At 56.6% G+C, this 20,471-nt stretch carries 17 protein-coding genes and 1 tRNA gene; 6 read left to right on the forward strand and 12 right to left on the reverse strand.

Features of this window, described 5'->3' with window-relative positions:
- The first annotated feature begins 26 nt into the window (after positions 1–26).
- On the forward strand, positions 27–1,091 hold the full coding sequence (locus ACR3EG_RS15560) for an NAD(P)/FAD-dependent oxidoreductase (protein ID WP_480496719.1): 1,065 nt from the start codon (positions 27–29) through the stop codon (positions 1,089–1,091).
- Complete coding sequence (locus ACR3EG_RS15565) at positions 1,091–1,744, forward strand: DUF938 domain-containing protein (RefSeq protein WP_480496718.1); 654 nt, start codon at positions 1,091–1,093, stop codon at positions 1,742–1,744. The genes ACR3EG_RS15560 and ACR3EG_RS15565 overlap by 1 nt, the downstream gene beginning before the upstream one ends.
- Positions 1,745–1,818: 74 nt before the next feature.
- Here the strand turns inward: ACR3EG_RS15565 and ACR3EG_RS15570 are convergent, their stop codons facing one another.
- From ACR3EG_RS15570 to ACR3EG_RS15585, 4 genes are all read right to left on the reverse strand, one after another.
- Positions 1,819–4,326: a GcvT family protein gene (locus ACR3EG_RS15570; RefSeq protein WP_480496717.1), complete on the reverse strand. Its 2,508-nt coding sequence runs from the start codon at positions 4,324–4,326 to the stop codon at positions 1,819–1,821.
- Positions 4,327–4,460: 134 nt separating this feature from the next.
- Positions 4,461–5,858, reverse strand: coding sequence for an FAD-binding oxidoreductase (locus ACR3EG_RS15575; RefSeq protein ID WP_353393468.1), 1,398 nt, complete (start codon positions 5,856–5,858; stop codon positions 4,461–4,463).
- A gap of 24 nt (positions 5,859–5,882) precedes the next feature.
- The gene (gene ggt / locus ACR3EG_RS15580; RefSeq protein ID WP_480496716.1) at positions 5,883–7,676 is read right to left on the reverse strand and encodes a gamma-glutamyltransferase; all 1,794 of its coding nucleotides are present in this window, start codon (positions 7,674–7,676) and stop codon (positions 5,883–5,885) included.
- A 43-nt stretch (positions 7,677–7,719) separates the two neighbouring features.
- On the reverse strand, positions 7,720–8,706 hold the full coding sequence (locus ACR3EG_RS15585; RefSeq protein WP_170353109.1) for a 2-hydroxyacid dehydrogenase: 987 nt from the start codon (positions 8,704–8,706) through the stop codon (positions 7,720–7,722).
- 168 nt (positions 8,707–8,874) lie between these two features.
- Between ACR3EG_RS15585 and ACR3EG_RS15590 the strand changes: the two genes are divergently transcribed.
- The gene (locus tag ACR3EG_RS15590) at positions 8,875–9,366 is read left to right on the forward strand and encodes an SH3 domain-containing protein (protein WP_480496955.1); all 492 of its coding nucleotides are present in this window, start codon (positions 8,875–8,877) and stop codon (positions 9,364–9,366) included.
- A 17-nt stretch (positions 9,367–9,383) separates the two neighbouring features.
- On the opposite strand, the gene ACR3EG_RS15595 is transcribed toward ACR3EG_RS15590, so the two are convergent.
- Complete coding sequence (locus ACR3EG_RS15595; RefSeq protein WP_480496715.1) at positions 9,384–10,292, reverse strand: haloalkane dehalogenase; 909 nt, start codon at positions 10,290–10,292, stop codon at positions 9,384–9,386.
- A gap of 281 nt (positions 10,293–10,573) precedes the next feature.
- On the opposite strand from ACR3EG_RS15595, the gene ACR3EG_RS15600 reads away from it, so the two are divergent.
- Both ACR3EG_RS15600 and ACR3EG_RS15605 read left to right on the forward strand, forming a co-directional pair.
- A tRNA-Gln gene (locus ACR3EG_RS15600) sits at positions 10,574–10,648 on the forward strand.
- A 149-nt stretch (positions 10,649–10,797) separates the two neighbouring features.
- Positions 10,798–11,442, forward strand: a complete 645-nt coding sequence (locus ACR3EG_RS15605) for a hypothetical protein (protein WP_480496714.1) — start codon at positions 10,798–10,800, stop codon at positions 11,440–11,442.
- Between the two features lie 19 nt (positions 11,443–11,461).
- On the opposite strand, the gene ACR3EG_RS15610 is transcribed toward ACR3EG_RS15605, so the two are convergent.
- The 6 genes from ACR3EG_RS15610 to ACR3EG_RS15635 form a co-directional block, all read right to left on the reverse strand.
- Complete coding sequence (locus ACR3EG_RS15610; RefSeq protein ID WP_480496713.1) at positions 11,462–11,683, reverse strand: nitronate monooxygenase; 222 nt, start codon at positions 11,681–11,683, stop codon at positions 11,462–11,464.
- Between the two features lie 165 nt (positions 11,684–11,848).
- Complete coding sequence (locus tag ACR3EG_RS15615; RefSeq protein ID WP_480552259.1) at positions 11,849–12,724, reverse strand: bile acid:sodium symporter family protein; 876 nt, start codon at positions 12,722–12,724, stop codon at positions 11,849–11,851.
- 111 nt (positions 12,725–12,835) lie between these two features.
- Positions 12,836–14,758 (reverse strand): acyl-CoA synthetase, encoded by a 1,923-nt coding sequence (locus ACR3EG_RS15620; RefSeq protein WP_480496711.1) that lies wholly within the window; start codon positions 14,756–14,758, stop codon positions 12,836–12,838.
- Positions 14,759–14,814: 56 nt separating this feature from the next.
- Positions 14,815–16,434, reverse strand: a complete 1,620-nt coding sequence (locus tag ACR3EG_RS15625) for a GMC family oxidoreductase (RefSeq protein ID WP_480496710.1) — start codon at positions 16,432–16,434, stop codon at positions 14,815–14,817.
- A gap of 126 nt (positions 16,435–16,560) precedes the next feature.
- The gene (locus tag ACR3EG_RS15630) at positions 16,561–17,505 is read right to left on the reverse strand and encodes an alpha/beta hydrolase (protein ID WP_480496709.1); all 945 of its coding nucleotides are present in this window, start codon (positions 17,503–17,505) and stop codon (positions 16,561–16,563) included.
- Between the two features lie 78 nt (positions 17,506–17,583).
- Positions 17,584–18,300: a sterol desaturase family protein gene (locus tag ACR3EG_RS15635; RefSeq protein WP_480496708.1), complete on the reverse strand. Its 717-nt coding sequence runs from the start codon at positions 18,298–18,300 to the stop codon at positions 17,584–17,586.
- Between the two features lie 108 nt (positions 18,301–18,408).
- Here ACR3EG_RS15635 and ACR3EG_RS15640 point away from each other — a divergent pair, with 108 nt between their 5' ends.
- Entirely contained in the window at positions 18,409–19,347 is a 939-nt protein-coding gene (locus ACR3EG_RS15640) for a LysR substrate-binding domain-containing protein (protein WP_480496707.1), read from the forward strand.
- Positions 19,348–19,358: 11 nt separating this feature from the next.
- Here the strand turns inward: ACR3EG_RS15640 and ACR3EG_RS15645 are convergent, their stop codons facing one another.
- Positions 19,359–20,402: an AraC family transcriptional regulator gene (locus tag ACR3EG_RS15645; RefSeq protein ID WP_480496706.1), complete on the reverse strand. Its 1,044-nt coding sequence runs from the start codon at positions 20,400–20,402 to the stop codon at positions 19,359–19,361.
- Positions 20,403–20,471: the final 69 nt, after the last annotated feature.

The raw sequence follows: 20,471 nt of genomic DNA on the forward strand, positions 1-20,471 counted from the left end.
GGTATTTTTTCAAGGATTCAAGCGGCATGATAGATTTCCTCATCATCGGTGGAGGGATAGCTGGCCTCAGCACCGGGGCGCGCCTGTCTGCTTTCGGTAAAGTTGCCGTGCTTGAGGCCGAAGACGCCCTTGGGTACCACGCCTCTGGCCGCTCGGCCGCCTTGTTCGAGGAAAGCTATGGTCCTCCATCGGTCGTTGCTTTGAACCGGGCCAGCGCCGGGTTTCTGCACGAAGGTGGGTATCTTACCCCTCGCGGCCTTATGTTGGTCGCCAACGCATCGCAGCAAGAGGCCTTTGACCGCGATGTCAGCGATCTTTCGATGCAAGTTATCTCCAACTCGGACGCAGTTTCGCGTGTGCCTATCCTGAACCCAGAGGTCCTGAGCCACGCGGCGATCAGCGACGCCGCATTCGACATCGACACCGACCGTTTGATGCAGGATTTTGCCCGAACCATTCGCCGCAATGACGGAGCGGTTCTGACAAAAAACCGTGTCACGTCCCTGAAAAAACACAAGAACTGGGTGGTTGACGGCCAACATCGTTACGAAGCGCGCCTTGTCATCAATGCCGCTGGACCCTGGGTCGACGAGGTCGCTGCTTTGGCCGGGATTGCGCCGGTTGGTATCAGTCCCAGGCGACGATCGATGGCACGCATTCCAGCTCCGGGTGGCTACGATGTGCGAGGTTGGCCCATGATGCTGGGTGCAGGCGAAGGGTGGTATGCCAAACCAGACGCAGGCAGTCTGATTGTCTCTCCGTCCGAGGCGACCCCTGTGCCGCCACATGACGCCTATGCGGAAGACATGATCCTTGCCGAAGGGCTGGCCCGGTACGAAGAAATGATGACTGAACCCGTTACCCGGCTTGAGGCCAACTGGGCTGGGCTACGCAGCTTTGCCCCGGACGGCACATTGGTTCTGGGGCCGGAACCGTCCGAGCCGACATTTATCTGGTCTGCCGGTCAGGGCGGGTATGGGTTCCAGACATCGCCCGCCGCGTCTAAACTGGTTGCAGATTTGGTAACTGGCGCGACCTCTGACTTAGACGCAGACAGTGTAAACGCCCTAAAGCCCTGCAGGTTCCGATAATGAGCAAACGCACCCTTCCCGCAAACGCCAGTGTTGCAACGCAGGCCGAGGGCGCCCGAATGATCGCCCCGGCGGCCACCCGCAACGCCGAAGCCTTATCAGACCTGCTTGCGGAATGGGCTCCGACCGCTGGCCATGCACTGGAGCTTGCCAGTGGCACAGGGCAGCACGTCAGCGCATTCGCCCGAAAACTGCCAGGTTTGGCGTGGCAACCGACTGAAATTGAGCCCGAGCGCCGCTCAAGCATCGACACGTATGCTGCCGAGCATGCCAATATTGCCAACTCTGTGGAATTGGATGTAACGGCAGCGGGGTGGCATAAAAAGTATGGTGAACGCGACCTGATTGTCCTGATCAACTTGACGCATCTGATCAGCTGGCAGGAAACTCAAACCATTCTGACTGAGGCTGCAAAGGCCCTGAACCCACGCGGACGCTTTGTCCTTTACGGGCCTTTCATGCGATCAGGGCAACTGACCAGTGATGGTGACCAACGGTTCCATAACGCGTTGGTGCAACAAGATGCGGAAATCGGGTACAAGAACGATCAAGACGTTATCGGGTGTATGCTGGAACAGGGCCTGAGCCTTGTGAACACCATTGAGATGCCTGCGAACAATTTGGCGTTTGTGGTGGAAAAGCCTGGCCTCTGATCGAAAACGCTTGATCTGCCAAATCGGCTTTTTCAGGCGGCGCATTTTTGCGCCGCCTGAATTGATACTCTGTATCAACCGTCCTTTCGGATGGTTTCGTTCTTTGGATCATATGGGCTGTCGCAGGTCACAACCGCATCCCACAGCTTGTCCTGTATTTTAACTTGCAGCTTGGTGCCTTCGACCGCCAGCTCAGGTTTCACATAGCCCATGCCGATGGATTTCTCGAACGCGACCGAATAACCGCCCGAGGTCAGACGACCGACGCGTTCACCTTCCGGCGTATACAGCGCCTCGCGGCCCCACGGGTCCGCATCGTCCGGCCCCTCAATCAGCAGAGTGCAGCACTTCACGCGCACACCGGTCTCTTCCAGCTTGGCCTTGCCGTAGAAGTCTTTCGACAGGTCGACAAAGCGCGGCAGGTCGGCTTCCAGCGGGGTCGCATCGCGACCCAGTTCGGTGCCGAAGGCGCGATAGGATTTCTCCTGACGCAGCCAGTTCTGGGCGCGGGCGCCGACCAACTTCATACCGTGCTTCTCGCCGGCTTTTTCCAGCAGGTCGAACAGGTAGTTCTGCATCTCGATCGGGTGATGCAATTCCCAGCCCAGTTCGCCGGTATAAGCCACGCGGATTGCGTTCACGGGGCACATGCCCAGTTCGATCTGACGGGCCGATAGCCATGGGAAGCGCTTGTTGGACAGCGCGGTTTCCGGATCGGCGTCCTTGATGACCTCTTTCAGAACGTCACGCGACTTGGGTCCGGCGATTGCGAAGACGCCCCACTGGGTGGTCACGTCCTGGATTTCGATGTAGCCGAACTCCTCCATCTTGTCCTCGGCCGCCTTGCGCAGATAATCCGCGTCATACTCGGTCCAGGCACCGGCAGAGACGATGTAGTAGGTGTTCTCGCCATTGCGAACGATGGTGTATTCGGTGCGGGTAGTCCCATGCGAGGTCAGCGCGTAGGTCAGGTTGATACGACCGACCTTGGGCAGCTTGTTACAGGTGAACCAATCCAGGAACTGAGTCGCACCGGGGCCCTTGACGACATGCTTGGTGAAGACCGACGCGTCGATCAGGCCCACGCCTTCGCGGATCGCCTTGGCTTCTTCCACGGCGTGTTTCCACCATCCACCGCGACGGAAACTGCGGCTTTCCTTGTCGAAATTATCAGGCGCATCGACGGGGCCGAAATAGTTCGGACGCTCCCAGCCGTTCACCCAGCCGAATTGTGCGCCACGCGCTTTTTGGCGGTCATAGGCCGGAACAGTACGCAGCGGACGGCAGGCTTCACGCTCTTCGTCGGGGTGGTGCAGGATGTAGACGTGCTCATAGCATTCTTCGTTCTTGCGCGCCGCGAATTCGGTGGTCATCCAGTTCGACGAATACCGTTTGGGGTCCAACGAGGCCATGTCGATCTCGGCTTCGCCATCAACCATCAACTGCGCCAGATAATAGCCGGTGCCGCCTGCAGCAGTGATCCCGAACGAGAAGCCCTCGGCCAGCCACATATTGCGCAGGCCCGGAGCCGGACCGACCAGCGGGTTGCCGTCGGGAGTATAGCAGATCGGGCCGTTGAAATCGTCTTTTAGGCCGGATTCGGCGCAGGACGGCACGCGCTCAGCCATCGCCATGTACTGATCGGCGATCCGGTCCAGATCCAACGGGAACAGATCGGCGCGGAAACTATCAGGCACGCCATGTTCAAAGCGCGCAGGAGCGCCGTGTTCATAGATACCCAGAATCCAGCCGCCGCGCTCTTCGCGCGCATAGGATTCATTGTCGGCGTCGCGCACAACGGGGTGCTCGGGGTTGCCAGCCTCGCGCCATTTGACCAGTTCGGGGTCTTTGTCCATGACGATAAACGTATGCTCGACCGGGATCGCAGGCATCTTGATGCCCAGCATCTTGGCGGTGCGCTGTGCGTGGTTACCCGATGCGGTCACGACATGTTCGGCCGTGATGACCACCTGCTCGTCGCTTTCGACAAGGTTGCCGCCCTTTTCGACCATCTTGGTGCAGGTGACTTCCCAGTGGGTGCCGTTCCAGTGGAAAGCATCGGCCTGCAGTTTACGGACGATATCAACTCCGCGCTGACGGGCACCCTTGGCCATCGCCTGAGTCACATCGGCGGGGTTAATATAGCCATCTTCAGTGTGATAGATCGCGCCCTTCAGGTCCGAGGTTTCGATCAGCGGCCAGCGTTCCTTGATCTGCTCGGGTGTCAGCCATTCATAAGCCACGTCACAGGTCTCGGCGGTCGAGGCATAGAGCATGTATTCGTCCATACGCTCTTGCGTCTGCGCCATGCGAAGGTTGCCGACCACAGCAAAGCCTGCGTTCAGGCCGGTCTCTTCCTCAAGCGTCTTGTAGAAATCGACCGAGTATTTGTGGATGTGGGTGGTCGCGTAAGACATGTTGAACAGCGGCAACAAGCCCGCCGCGTGCCACGTAGAACCAGATGTCAGCTCGTCCCGTTCGATCAGCATCACATCGTCCCAGCCTGCCTTGGCAAGGTGGTATGCAATCGAGGTCCCGACGGCACCGCCGCCGACAACCAGTGCTTTGACTTGGGTTTTCATTCGCCCGCTCTCCGGATTGAGTCTGTTTGGCAAGGTTTATGCCCAAGCCTGCGTCTTAGCGCGAAGTCCAGCCGACGCAAAAAAGGGCAAAACCGACCTTTGGTGGCGCATTCACTCAAATGGAAGTGAAGCAGCTACAGAATTTTGCCGGGGTTCATGATGTTGTCGGGATCCAGCGCCGCCTTAATGGCTGCCATATAACGGGTGGCTTCACCCAGTTCTTTGACCAGATACGGACGCTTGCCCTGCCCGATTCCATGTTCGCCGGTGCAGGTGCCTTCCATCGAGATCGCAAGATCGTTGAGCCAACCCACAAAACCATCGGCTTTCGCGACCTCATCGGCATTGTCCATGTCGATCAGCAACAAGGTATGAAAGTTGCCGTCTCCGACATGCCCAACCATGGGGGCCATCAAGCCCAGCTCTTGCGCCTTTTCTTGCGTGGCCGTGACGCACTCGGCCAGTCGCGAGATCGGAACGCAAACATCGGTAGAGATTCCGCGCGCGCCCGGCCGAAGCTGCAGGCTTGCCCAATACATATCGTGCCGGGCCTGCCACAGCTTGTTCCGCTCTTCGGTGGTCGTGGTCGCAGTAAAATCGGTACCCTGAAACTCTTCAGCGATTTGACCGAAGGTCTCGGCTTGTTCGACGGCACCGTGTTCCGAGCCGTGAAACTCAAGCAACAACAGCGGCGTTTCCGGCAAGGCCAGATTGGAATAGGCATTAGCGGCGCGCACCGACATCTCGTCCAGCAGTTCTATGCGGGCAACAGGCACACCGTATTGAATGGTCATCATCACAGCCTGACAGGCCGCATCGACGGTTGGAAAAGAACAACGCGCCGAGGAGATTGCCTCGGGGATGCCCTGCAGTCGCAAGGTGATCTCGGTAATGATGCCCAGCGTGCCTTCGGCGCCGATCAGCAAACGGGTCAAGTCATACCCCGCCGAGGATTTTTTGGCCCGGTGGCCGGTACGTATGATCTGCCCGTCGGGCATCACGGCCTCAAGGCTGAGGATATTATCCTTCATCGTACCGTAGCGCACCGCGTTCGTACCCGAGGCGCGCGTGGCTGCCATTCCACCCAGCGACGCATTCGCGCCGGGATCGATTGGAAAGAACAGGCCCTGATCGCGCAGATGGGTATTCAGATCTTCGCGCGTGACACCGGGTTGCACGACACAGTCCAGATCACTGGCATTCACGGCCAGCACCTTGTTCATCTGTGTCAGATCAACCGAAATTCCTCCGGCAGGCGCATTCACATGCCCCTCAAGCGAGGTTCCGGTGCCAAAGGCGATCACCGGAACCTTGTGTGTGGCGCAGGCTTTGACAATCTCCGCCACTTCGTCGGTAGAATGCGGAAAAACAACGGCGTCGGGGCTTTGGTTTTCAATCCAGGTCGTCGTGTGGCCATGCTGTTCACGAATGGCCTGACCGGTTTGCAACCGGTCGCCGAATTTCTGTTTCAGAATTCCGACAACCGTTTGTATCCCGTTTTCATTCCGAGGCAACGCAACTGCCTGCACCATGCTGCTCCTTATTTAGGCGCCGGGTTATTCGCCCAGCGCAATGCCTTCACGTCTTGGATCCGCGCCACCAATCAGAACGTCGCCGATCTCGATCGCGTGCAGCCCCGAGGTCAGGTCGCGCGGATTAACCTCGTACCCCAGCGTGGTAAGCCCATCCGTGAACCCTTCGGCTGCGGTGCCTTGTTCCACGTCATAGGTGCCGAACCGGTTGACCAGATGCGGCAAGGACAGGGCCTGCTGGACATCCATATCCCAGTCTGCCCACGCGATGATCGACTTGGCGACATAGCCGATGATCCGGCTGCCTCCGGGTGAGCCGATGGCCAGAACCGGTTTGCCGTCCTGCATTACGATTGTCGGGCTCATCGACGACCGGGGCCGCTTGCCGGGTTCAAGCCGATTGGCAATTGGCACACCGTCCTTGTGGGTCTTGAACGAGAAATCCGTCAATTCGTTGTTCAACAAGAACCCGTTGGTCATGAGACGGGATCCAAACCCATTCTCAATGGTCGTGGTCATCGAGAGGACATTGCCGTATTGATCCACGATCGAGATATGCGATGTCGATGGTAGCTCGATCGACACGTCATCTGCCCAGTTTGATGCATGATCGAAGGCCGGGTTACCCGGTTTCGCGTCGATCAAAGCACCATCCGTGTTCAAAAGCTCTCCGCGTTCGGACAGATAGCCGGGGTCGACCAGCCCCTGTGTCGGCATCGGGACAAAGTCGTGATCGGCCATGTAGCGGCCGCGATCAGCGAAAGCCAGCCGCGAGGCATCTCCGATCAGACGCCAGGTATTGATATCTTCTGGTCCGTACTCGGCCAGATCATATCCGTCCAACATGCCCAGGATCTGCCCAACTGTCAGCGCGCCCGAAGATGGTGGCCCCATGCCGCAGACCTCGTAGGCGCGATAGGTCGCGCAGACCGGTTCGCGTTCGATCACCTGATACAGCGCCAGATCGATACCCGACAATACACCGGGATTGCCTTCGGCCCCGCGAACGGTGCTAACGATCCCGGCGGCGATCTCTCCGCCATAGAAGCCAGCCGAGCCTTCGCTGGCAAGCGTGCGCAGCGTGTCAGCATAGTCCGGATTCACCAGACGCTGCCCCTGCTCAAGCGGCTTGCCATCCGGCAGGAAATACGAGGCCGTTACCGGGAAACGTGACAGTCGCTCGGCGTCCTTTTCAACAAGGCTTGCCAACCGGGGCGAGACCAGGAATCCGTCGTCAGCCAGTGTGATCCCGTCTGCAAATAGGCTCGGCCATGGGCTGCGGCCCCAGCGGCGATGCGCTTCTTCCAACAGTGCCGGGGTGCCTGGTGTTCCGACAGACAAGCCACCGACAACAGCATCGAAGAACTTAAGAGGTTCGCCGTTTTCATCCTGAAACAGACGATGATTTGCCTCTAACGGAGCCGTTTCACGGCCATCCAACGTGGTCATCTGACCGGTTGCGGCATCATACCAGACCAGGAACGCACCGCCCCCAAGGCCCGACGACTGAGGTTCAACCAGACCCAGTACAACCTGAACGGCAACCATCGCATCGGCTGCTGATCCTCCGGCCCGCAGAACCTTGGCCCCAGCTTCAACTGCCAGCGGGTTCGCTGCTGCGACCATCCAGTTTTCCGAAGTGACCGGCTCGCCCGCGAGCTTGGCTTCCAGTGCGGCGATGACCTCTTCGGTCAGGCCCTGCACCTGTCCGGTCGAACCACCTTCGGGTGCGACGGCGTCGGCTGCTTCTTGCGCTATGGCCGGGCCAGCAAAGGCCATGACGGACAATAGCAATCCTGAAATCAGACTTCGTTTCATAGTGTCCTCCTAAAAATTAAAAGCCACCTGCCTGCGTGATGCGTCAGAGCATGGCAGGAACCACCTGATCCGGTGGGCGGTGGCCGTCTTCGAATGTTTTTATATTGATAATGACCTTTTCGCCCATCTCAATCCGGCCTTCCAACGTCGCGGACCCCATATGAGGCAGCAACACGACATTGGACAATTGCCGCAGGCGTGGGTTCACATCGGTGCCGTGCTCATACACATCCAGACCTGCCCCGGCGATCTCGCCCGAGCGGATCAACCGGGTCAAAGCGTTCTCATCGATCACCTCGCCGCGCGAAGTGTTCACGATCACCGCCGAGGGTTTCATCAGCTTCAGCCGCCGCGCGTTCATCAGGTGAAAAGTAGACGGTGTCGACGGGCAGTTGATAGATATCACATCCATCCGCGCAACCATCTGGTCAAGGCTTTCCCAATAGGTTGCCTCAAGCTCCTGTTCCGTTTCAGGCCGCAGACGGCGGCGGTTATGGTAGTGCACCTGCATCCCAAAGGCGCTGGCCCGCCGCGCTACGGCCTGCCCGATCCGACCCATACCAAGGATGCCCAGACGGCGCCCACCGATTCTGCCGCCCAACAACGCATTAGGAGCCCATCCATCCCATTCGGATTTCTGCATCACAGAAAGCCCCTCGGGGATACGACGCGTTACTGCAAGAATCAGCGCCATGGTCATGTCGGCGGTATCATCGGTCAGCACCCCCGGCGTGTTGGACACTAGGATGCCCCGCTGGCGGGCGGTTGCCACATCAATATTGTCGACCCCTGCACCGTAGTTGGCGATCAGGCGCAAGTTCTCACCCGCCTGCCCCAGCAGCCCGCCGTCGATTGTATCGGTGATGGTGGGAACCAGCACATCTGCCTCTTTGACCGCGGCGACAAGCTCATCTCGGGTCATGGGGGCATCGTCTGTACGCAGCTGAACATCGAACAGTTCGCTCAATCGCGTTTCCACCGCCTCGGGCAACCGTCGCGTAACGACAACACTCAGACGTTCTCTTGGCACCTGTGCACTCCCACTGCTTTGCAAAACTTCGCGCGCCATGGCATCGTGGCGCAGGAAAAGGCGGGGCACAAGAACCCCAAGGGCATTGAAACCACCTTTTTTCGAAACAAGATCAACAGGCACAAGAGCAGACCGTCAGTGAGTGGTATTCTACCCGCAAAACGCCGAATAACGGCGCTGATAAGCGTGATCCTGATAGGAATTTGCGCGTCAAGTGCAGCTGCACAGGATAAACGCGGCCAAGTCACGAACTTGCCGCTGCCGCGTTTCGTCTCGATGAAGGCAGCCGAGGGAAATGTGCGACGCGGCCCGTCTTTGACACATCGAATCGACTGGGTCTTCAAACGGCGTGGGATGCCCTTGCAGGTGACGGCCGAATTCGGAAACTGGCGGAAGGTTCAGGATCGCGACGGAGCCGGTGGCTGGGTACACTATGCTTTGTTGTCCGGCGTACGGACGGTTTTGATCGAATCCGAAATGCTGCCCGTATACACCAACCCCGATCCGAACTCACCGGTCAGCGCCCAGTTCGAGGCCGGAGTTGTTGCCCGGCTGGGCAGTTGCACCATTGACTGGTGTCGGATCTCAGCCGGTGGTTACAAAGGTTGGACACTCAAGTCGAATCTTTGGGGTGTAGACGCCGGTGAAGTTCGCGAATGATCGGCTTGCTCCGGTAACTAGGACGTCCTTTCAATAAAATCGCAGGTCAGCTTTACTAGTTCAGCGCCGACATCCTCTTGCAGAAAGTGGCCTGCCTTGGGCAGCACGACATGAGGTTGTCCCGCAGCGCCGGGGCACAGTTTTTGGAATATCTGATCGATCCCTGCCATGACTTTGTCATCTGCACCAAAGGCCGTAAGAACCGGTGTTTTAAGTCCCTGTATCACCTCCCAAGCCTGCCTATTGGGTCCAGCAGCCGGATCGTCCGGTGACGCGGGAACAAGCATGGGGAACTGGCGCGCACCGGCTTTGTAGCTTTCATCGGGAAACGGCGCGTCATAGGCTGCCAATGTCTCGTCGGACAAGCTCGTCTCGGTTCCGCCTTGAAGGATGCCACCTGCCGGAAAAACCGGGACAGTCTGACTGAATGTCCGCCAATTTTCGAACGCCTCACCCATTGGCTGATCACCAGTGGGTAAAGCCGTATTCGAAACCACAATACGTGCGAATCTGTCCGGCATTTCTGCCCATAGTCTCAGGCCGATCAAACCGCCCCAGTCCTGACAGAACAGAGTGATGTTGCGCAGGTCTGTTTTACGAAGCCATTCTCCCATCCAGGCCACATGGCGCGCATAGGTGTAATCGTCGCGCTCGGTCGGTTTGTCCGACCGCCCAAAGCCAATCAAATCCGGTGCAATCGCCCGATGACCCTGCGCGACGAATCCCTTGATCATATGTCGGTACAGGTATGACCAACTTGGCTCACCATGCATCATCAAGACAGGCGCGGCCTCTTGCGGTCCTTGGTCGACATGGTGGAGCCGCATAAACCCGCCTTCAGTGTCGTCGATCTGTGTATAATGCGGAGTGAAATCGTAGTCCGACAACGCTTGGAAACGTTCGTCTGGTGTGCGCAGATATTTCATCTTTCACCTACTTTTTTTGATGGGCTATTTAAATGAATGGCACGCACTTAGGTCGCCTGTCACATCACAATGCCTACCAGCGGTTTCCGAGCACACCGCTTTTGTGACGATCTTCTAGAGCTTGGGGGCTACGAACCCTAAAAAGCGATCCCTTGAATGCCGTCCTGAAAGCTCCAGTATGACGGCTGCTTAGGTTTGAAAAAATATTTTGACCTGAGCTGATTTTTTGTCTGAAAGGACTTGAACCCCCCAAACAACAATCGTAGATAGCGCCTCACCGTTGGGGTGTAGCCAAGTGGTAAGGCAGCGGTTTTTGGTACCGTGTATCGTAGGTTCGAATCCTACCACCCCAGCCACCTTTTCCAGAAAAGCCAGGAAAATAAGAGGCGACAGAGCCTCCGGAAAATCAGATGTGTCACAGCATTCGGAAACTGTGACACAGCCGGCCAGTAACCGACCCGGCGGTCGGTTGCGCAAACCCCGTTACCATGCCGGCCCCTACCTCATGCGCCGCGGCCGTATTTTCTATTTCCGAAAACGCCTGCCAAAAAGACTATCAAACCAGGTCCCAAACCAGTTTCTTTGCCTGTCGCTGCGAACCGATCTCCCGCTCGACGCCGTGAAGCGCTCAGCCGCGCTGCTCACCGTCCTCGAGCAGATGGAGAAAACACACGTGGACGCACTGATTAAAGACTCGCTGAACCCCGAGACCGCCAAAGCCGTCTTGACTGAGATGCTACGCTCAGCACTTGAGGGCATGCTACAAGAGCAAAACCAAGACACTGTCTTGAGCGCTGGCGAGGTCGATCAGAGGATCGAAGCGCTGCAGGAAGAAAACCGCCGTCTCCGGCAGGCCGCAAGGAACAGACAATGGACCGACGTCGAGCCTTTGCTGCGCGCCGCTGGAGACCGCGTTGCCCTAAATCTTCCAACACCGATTTCGAACGATCTGGGCAAACGTGCGACAGCTTTGCAACGTCGATTAAATGAAGTGGAAATTGCCGCGCAAGAAGGCGACGACGTGCGCTATGCCAGTTCGGATCTCTTGGCTGAACACGGGCTGGATGACTTCGACAAGTTCGTTCAGGCACCAGTTTACTTTCCCAGGCGCGGGCAAGGACCGACGAAAACTACCCTTCCAATGACATGAAGAAAATAACCACCTCCGTCTACCGGCTGATGGAGGAATGTCTCGGCGACATCCCGGTCGCTTCTCTCACGAAAGAAAGACATAAAGAGTTTTTGGGATGGGCATCCCGATTGCCCCGCACCCAGGGCAAGCCGCCCGCATTGGACACGGCAGCGGCCAGTTCAGAGAAGCCCACATAGTGCATGCCGCTTTGAATGATCGGATGCTCAATGCCGAACACTTCTGTAATTGCTGTCTTCATATCGTGGGCTCCCGGAACCTCAGTTTTCGTAGTTTTCAGGCTCAACAAATGCTGACGTCATGTAGAAGCCCGAGCATTTAGCTTTGGTCTCATCGGAAGCCTGTCCCTTACGGACAGGCTTCCGGTGAACTTTCTTACCTTAGTCCATAGCTTCTGGCTGGTGGATTACTCTGCAGCTACGCCATGCACCGCGTCTTCTCTGCTTCTCCAGCGGAAGTAGAACATGAAGGGCAGAACAATCAGGTACATCGTGATTGAATACAGCGCGGAAGGTAGCGCCATTGGAACTTCAGCAAGCGAAGAACTCGTGCCTGTTATCACGATTGCCAACGTTATACCCAGCGGTGAGTTTTGGACGCTGGTTTCAATACCAACCGTTTTACCTTCTGTTTTGCTAAGCCCCAGGATTTTGCCAAAGGCGAGACCGATCAGCATCAGAACGAAAGGCAGGGTCATGGTCGAATAGCCGAGGGTCGGCATGTAGGTGAGGATCAGATCGCGATTTGCCACAAACAGCGCGAGGATCAGCAGTGCCCAGAAGACGACAGCTGTGTTTTGCAGCGGACGCTCCAACCGACGTGCAATTCTGTTGAAAAAGTGCCGCACGATGATGCCGGTGATAACGGGCAAAGTAGTAACCAGGAAGGTGAAGATCGCAATCTCGAAGAACGAGAATTCGGGAGCGCTCTCGCCCATGAAGTACAGAACCGACCATGTCGCCAGCGGTGGTACGGTGATAAAGGCCATGACACTGGTGACGGCCGTCATCGAAACCGACAGGGCCAGATCGCCGCGTGACAGTTTGGTAATCACGTTGCTGCTGACACCACCAGGACAGAAACTGAGCAACATCAAGCCGGCAGCCATGACTGGTGGCAGACTGAATGCCATGATGACGCAAAATGCAGCTATCGGCAGCAGAACGATCTGCGAAAAAGCTCCGATGGCGAAGGCGGTCCGGCGACGGAACACGCGACGGAAATCGTCGATCTCCAAGCCAAGGCCCAGTGAGAACATGATGAAGGCCTGCGCTGCAGGCACCACTACGTTTATAGCGAAGTCCATTGTTTTCCTCCCTCTTTAGGAAAAGGAGCCCGCCTTTGTCGCCTCCCACGACGCTGTGACGGACCCGCGGGTTTTGGCGAGTAGGTGTTACAGATCCACAGTGAAACTGAACTGACCAAGGGCGTGACGCATGGCTTCCTGGCCGCTATGCAGCGACAGTCTCGCGACGATGCCACGACTGGAGTCCTGTAGGACTTCAAGCGACCCGATTTCTGCAGCGTGTTGGTTGGCCAATTCACGGATGGTGCGGTCGATCTCCATCATGTTAAGTGTGACCTTGTGGATTTTGCCCACAGCCGTCACCGGCAACGCATCCAAGAGAACGAAATCGTTCGGGATGGCAGCGCGCTCTGAGACATGCTCCCGAGCAAATGCGGCCAGCGCGGCCTCATCCACTTCGATCCCTGATGCCTTCTGGTAGTACATCACTGGAACTTCACCGACTTTTGCATCAGGACGACCGATCACAGCGGCCATGGCAACTGCGGGATGCTTGTGCATCGCCTCTTCGACGATCTTGGGGTCGATATTGTGACCACCCCGGATGATCAGCTCTTTCTTGCGCCCGGTCATCCAGAAATAACCTTCGGCGTCGCAGCGAGCGAGGTCGCCAGTGTTGAACCAGCGCTTACCGTCCTGCTCGAGCCAGATGCCTTTATTCTGCTCTTCAATCAGGTACCCGTTGAAGACGTTCGGTCCGGAAATAAAGATCACGCCGGCCTCATCAACTTCGGCCCAACGAACGAATTCATCCTTTTCGTTCAATATGCCGATCTTCATGTCTTGATAAGGGAAGCGCAGGCCGATCGAGCCAATGCGCGGATTATCAGTCGTGATTGGGTTCATGGACGAGGCCAGAACACCCTCGGTCATGCCGTAAGCTTCGATGATCTTGATGCCGGTCTCAGCGACAAAAGTGTTGAACAGCTCCACTGGCATCGGTGCTGCACCGCAGGCCCCGAAACGCAAGGAACTGAGGTCTTTGCCTGCGTGGGGAACTTGCAGCAACGCGCCATAGATTGTCGGAACGCCCGAATACGAGCTAATGCCGTAGTGTTCGACCATGTCCCAGAACCCCGCGATTACCCCATCGCCGCGATAACCGGAGGGAGTGGCCAGCACGACGTGGCCGCCGTGCATCCAGGGCAGCAGGCCCGTCACCAGCATGGCGTTGGTGTGAAACAGTGGCAGCCCACACAGCGCGGCCGTACCTGGGCCGACGTTCTCGGCCCCGACAAATAAGCTGGGGCACCACGAATTATAGACCTCGCCGAAATGGGTCCGGCGCACGATCTTGGGCAGGCCAGTGGTGCCTCCGGTACACAGTATGGTCGAGGTGTCGTTCGGACCGGGACCTTCAAATTCCAGAACGCTCGTGTTTTCGCCTGCGATCTCGTCCAGCAGACGGGTCAGGGTAATGTCATCGCGGTCTTCGATTGTGGCCGACACGGGCGGCAACGGCAGAGCCTCGGGCCACACGCCGTCGCCTTTCATATAGGTGGCGAAGTTGACCAAGAGGATATGTTCCAGCGAGGGCACATCCTTGGCCGCAGCACTGGCTTTTTCCCAAATATCGACCCCCGGAGTCTGCTCCAGCGTGATCAGGATCTTGGCACCAGCGCCTTTCAGCAGATCGGCCATCTGATCGGCTTCCATCAGCGGGTTTATCGCAAGAATACCGCCCGCAGCACTGCCGCCCCAGATGGCGTAATGGGTCTCAGGCATGTTGGGCAGGATGAAAGCTGCCACATCGTCGCGCCCCAAGCCCAACCGTCGCAGCGCGTTGGCGGTCTGGGTGATACGCCCCAGCAATTGCCCGTGGGACAGCGTATAGGGCGTCCGCATCGTGGCGGCACTCAGAAAAAAGCTGAGCGCGGGTGCATCCGGATTGATAGCCGCCCCTTTTTGCAGCGCCTCATAGGTGGTTTGGGGCAGATTTCGATCCTGCAAAGGGGTCTGCTCGAACGACAGAACCTCATCCATGTTCTTCAGAACGACATTGGTGCTCATACTCTTTCCTCTTGCTCCTGCGCATCAGGCAGGGTGCATAGGTTCGTGGTTGCGGTTTAGCTTGCAGCCTTAATCATGTCGGCGGCTTTTTCGGCGATCATCATGGTGGGCGCGTTGGTATTGCCCGAGACCAGGTTCGGCATGATCGACGCATCAACTACGCGCAGCCCCTCAAGCCCACGTACCCGCAGCTCCGGATCGACCACGGCCATCTCATCAGTGCCCATCTTGCAGGTGCCCACCGGGTGATAGATCGTATCGCCGCGCGATCGAATGTGGTGTTCCCAATCCGCGTCCGATTTGGCGGTTTCGGTACCGAACATCTCTTTCTTGCGGTATTTCGCCAGCGCTGGCGCCTCGAGGATTTGGCGCGTCAGTTTTGCGCCCTTGATCATTGTCTCAAGGTCGCGGTGGTCGGTCAGAAAAGCCGGGTCAATGGCAGGCATCGCCATAGGGTCCGCACTGTTGAGTGTGACCGTACCCCGGCTTTCGGGGCGCAATTTGCAAACATGGCAGCTGAATCCATAACCATAGTGCAGCTTGCGCGAATGATCATCGACCAGTGCGATGGTGAAATGCAGCTGAATGTCGGGGCGGTCGAGATCGGACGATGTTTTCAAAAAGGCCGCGCCTTCGGCAAAGCAAGTGGCTGCCATCGACACGCCGGTCTTGCGCCAGCGGTTGATGTGCCTCATCAGCTTCATCCCACCCACAAGGCCGATGCCAAAATTGTCGGTATCGGCGGATTTGTAGACCAAGGAAAAATCCATGTGGTCCTGTAGGTTCTTGCCTACACCCGGCAAATTGTGGCGCACGGTGATCCCATGTTTCTTCAGATCTTCCGGATCGCCAACGCCGGACAGCTGTAGCAGCTGAGGCGTCTTTAGCGCGCCGCCGCACAGCAGCACTTCTTGCTTGGCTTTGACTTCGATCTGACGGCCTTTGCCGTTTTCCTCGTAGGTCACGCCGGTTGCGCGTTTGCCGTCAAAGGTCACGCCGGTTGCAAAGGCTTTGGTGATCACGGTCAGGTTCGGGCGGTTCATAACCGGGAACAGATAGGCCGCAGCAGCGGAGCAGCGCTCTCCATTCTTGACCTTTTCGTGGAACTGCGTGACCTGATAAAAACCTACGCCCTCATTGTCGCCGGTATTGAAATCGGACCGCTCGCGGATCTGCAGCTGTTTGGCGGCCTCGATGAAATCTCGCGTGACGGGGCGGGGTTCTTTCTGGTTCGACACTTGCAGCGGACCCGAGTCGCCATGCACGTTGTCGCCACCTCGTTCGTTGTTCTCGGATTTCTTGAAATAGGGAACGACGCTGTTCCAATCCCAGCCCTCACAGCCCAGATTTGCCCATTCGTCATAGTCTTCGCGCTGGCCGCGCACGTACAGCATGGCGTTGATGGCGTTGGACCCACCCAGAGCCTTGCCGCGCGGTTGATAGCCTTTTCGACCGTTCAGTCCGGGCTGTTCGACGGTTTCAAAAACCCAGTTGTTGATCTTGGCAGGTTTACCCGGGAGCATCGCAACGACGGCAGCTGGCATCCGGACAAGGATGCTATCCCCGCCGCCGCCTGCCTCAAGCAGGCAAACAGAAACGTCCGGATTTTCCGTGAGACGGTTGGCCAGCACACATCCCGCTGAGCCGCCGCCAACTATCACATAGTCAAACTGCATTGTTGTCCTCCCTGTCGCCAAAATGGCCAAAGGGCTCCCTTTGCAATAGCGTCGCATCGGTCAAATTTTTGACATTTTCGGCCAATCAGGCGTCCAGCCCGCAATTCGCGGAATTGAGCTTGCCGTTCACACCGTGCAGTAGCTATCGACCATGCGCGCGAATTCAGTGGAAACCCATTGGTTGACTTCGTGCGCTTGACGCGTTCCCGGGGCGCTGTCTTCCATTGCATGGAAAACCCCTGGGAATGTGCGGTAGGTGACGCCGCAACCCGCCTGCTTCATACGTTTGGCCATGGCCTCGGCTTCGGCCTGCAAGATGTCCAGATCGCCAACGTAGCCAAGTGAAGGCGGCAGCCCCGAAACATCGTCAGCCAACGCTGGAACAGCGTAGGGTGGGATGTCGTATCGCTTTTGCGACCGCAACTCTCGCAACAGCAGGTGCCAAGCCAGGACCCCATGTTCGCGCGTCCAGGTGATCTTGTTCTTTGGCAGCGTTTTCCAGTTGGATGTACGGTCGTCGATCATTGGATAGAGAGGCATCAAAAACGCAATTTTTACGTCTCCGGAATCTCGCGCGCGCAGAGCAGTTGACAGAACCAACCCACCACCCGAACTATTCCCGGCCAGAATGAGGTTGTCCGCGTCGCCACCCAATTGCTCCGCATGATCACGTACCCAGAGCAAGGTATCATAGCAATCATCGTGCCCGGCAGGGTAAGGTGCCTCGATCGATAGTCGGAATGCGGGAGCGACAATTATGCAAGGGCGCGACTCCATAAGGCGCTGGTAGAAGGCGTGATGTCGCTCCGGCCAACCGGTCGCGTATCCACCACCATGGAAGAACACAACGATGGGCAGCGGACCCGTGGTATTGGCTGGCTTATAGACACGGACCCGCATTTCGCCGGCACCGTTCCCGCGCGGGATCAAGATCGTTTCGTTAATCGCGTTTTCCAGTCGTTTGTTGGCCGCTTTTTTTCTGCCCCGCGCAGAGATTTTGAGGCCCAGAGGACTTTTGATTAGCCGCATGGCCATTTTTTGGCCGAAGGGCCGAGGGTCTGACTTGCTCATTGGTTTTCCTGATTTTCTCTGCCGATCGGCACTATTGGGCTGCACGCAACGCCGTCCGACCGAAACGTGTGCGACTGGCTATTGAGGCTGAGCTTTTGCGCCACCCTTCGACGATTTTTGTTCGTCATCCGCACCGAAATAGAGCGTGCCGAAAATCCAGTCGAACAGTGGAAGAGTAATGTTGAAGTTGCCTTCGACCATCAGGTCACGGTTGTGATGCACGGTATGGAACAAGCGTAGGTACGTCCAACCAGGTATCAGACGGAATACGCGTTCGGTCAACGATCCACGCTGCAGGTGGTAGCTGAAATGCAGGACTTCATATAACAGGTAGCAGGACGTCATCGTGATAAAGAACAGATATCCGTAGTTGCCGCCGAAGATGTAGTAGGAAACCAGACCGCCGGGGATTGATACTGCCACAGTAGTCAGGACCAACAGGTAGATCGGAAAGATCACGACACGCCAGTCCAGCACCATCTGATACTCCATGTCCGTGTCTACGAAGAAGGTGTGGTGATCGCCGGTATGGCGTTGATAGAAAAGTTTGAAGAGCTTTGTCTTGTGGTGCCCCCAGTAATTGTGAGACGCCCATTCGCCCAGATTGTAAGCGATGTATGTCATCACAACGAACCATAGCTGGTACAGTTTGAAATCGACCAGTTTGGTCGTACCCCACCAAATGAGCGACCCGGCGCCAATCACCACTACGGACAGGTGCAAAAAGCCGCTGTAGTTCGGGCTAATGCTGGCACGATATTTGGCACGAAACTTCTCTCTTGCCTCGTCATTCATAACTGGCTCCTCCCAAACCAAAAGTTGCCAGTCAGGATATGCAGATTTGATATAGCTTCTAATTTATATTACTTAAGAACATTATCACCTTGGAGAATAACGAGGCTAATGCTCAGAAATTATGACCTGAATCTGCTTCCAATCTTCGATGTTTTGATGCGCGAACAGCACTTGTCTAAAGCCGCGGAGCGTCTGAACATGAGCCAGCCAGCGGTTAGCAACGCGCTAAAACGACTGCGACTTGGATTCGATGACGAGTTGTTTGTACGTACCGGGCGCGGGATCAAACCGACGCAGCGAGCCTTTGATTTGCATGAACAGATTGCACCTGCGCTCGTTCAGATCAGAAGCAGTTTTGAGGATCAGGAGTTTTCCGCAGAGACATTCTCGCGAACCATCGATGTTTCGATGAATCACGCAGTCGAGCACATCTGGGGACCAGCATTGATGAACGAAGCCCGTAGTCAGGCCCCTAATCTGAAGTGGAAGGTTCATCCTGATTACCTGGACGACATCCCGGGTCGTTTGAAGGATGGAAGGCTGGGCTACGCGGTGGAATACACGCCCATGCCGGAAGAACACTATGACTCGCTGCTGCTCTTGCGGGAGTCTCTTACACTTATCAGTGCAGTCGATCATCCCTGCGCATCATCCGGTGTATCACTGGAAGAGTTTCAAACGCTGGCTCAGGTTTCGTTGGTGCGCAGGTCTGGCATGGTGCGCGATCAGAATAGTCGAAGAACGACGCCTTTGGAGTTCCTGTTGGGAAGTTCCTTGCCACACCGAAATATCGCTTTGCAAATGTCCAGCTTTGTTTCCATTCCGCCGGTTGTGGCCGCAACCGACCTGATAGCCGTTGTTCCGACACGCCTGGCGCGTCCCTTGGTGGATGCCGGCAAACTGGTTTCGCACAGCCTTCCCTTTGAATATCCCGATATTGAAGTGCGCCTGTACTGGCACAAAAGCCGAAACACCGATCAAGGCCACGAATGGGTGGTCAATTTGTTGGCTCGATCAGCGGCGACAATGGTCGAAACCAGAATCTAACGCTGTTGGTCTTAGCCGGTCAGTTTTTCTTCCGGACGACGCGTAGAGGTTTTCAAACTGCCGGGAGAATACCCGTATTTCTTGGTGAAGGCCCTTACGAAGCTGGAAGCTTCAGAATAACCGGTTCGCCATGCGACGGTGGAAACATCCAAACCTGCCGTGCGCAGCAACTCATGTCCAATTGCCAGTTTGGCCTCAGTGTGGATCTTTCTGAAACTGGTGCCTTCTTGGGCAAGGCGGCGGCGCAGTGTACGTTCGCTGGTTCCCAATTTGGAAGCAATAGAGACAATAGTCGGGTCGTTGTTCAACTCCAGTAGCGTTGCTTCACGGACCTGCGCCGTAAGCTCGGGAACATCCGAACGCTCCAGGTTCAACAGGCTCCGGCATTGTCGCAGACAACTTTCCATCGTGGCGGGGTTGTGCTGAGGCAAAGGCATATCCAAGAGCTTATTGGAGAGCAAAATTGCGTTTCGTTCACATCCCAGCCTGACATCGACGCCCAACATGGACTTGATTGCATCCGCAAATTCCGAGTTATCCAGGGTCGTTTCAAACGTTACTTTGGACAGTGAAAATTTTGGCAGAAACTGCGACGTGAAGTTGCTGAGAACCGTTAAATGCCTTTCCAAAACAAAGCTCTTAACCGGTTCTGGCAAACCGCTGATGTCCATATTCAGAACCGGCGGCTCTTTCATCTCATTCAGTTGCAAACGGGCAATCAAGAATGACAAGTTTGCAAAATCTATAGCTGTTTTCACTCCGGCGCGAAGTGTTGGGCTGCTTAGGATCGCATATCCCCAAATCCCAAACACTTCGGGCCGGTATCGGCGACCGATCTCAATTCCGATTCCGGGACGGTCGGGTGCGTATCTGATAAAGTTGGCAATCGCCGCAACTTCCTGGCCAAGAGTTACCGTCGCTTCGTTCTGGTAAAGGTCGAACGTGACAAGCCCTGTGCCTTCCAAGCACTGTTCAGGCGTCACACCGTAAGTTGGCGCTTCTTCACACAGGATGCGAATGCTGCCTGGAGACCGTTTCAAGGACATATTTTGCATGTTCGAACGCTAAATGCCATGGCCGGAAATGTCAAAAAGATGTCCGCTGCCATCATCGCATTTTGACCC

It is taken from the genome of Ruegeria sp. AM7, from assembly GCF_056535965.1.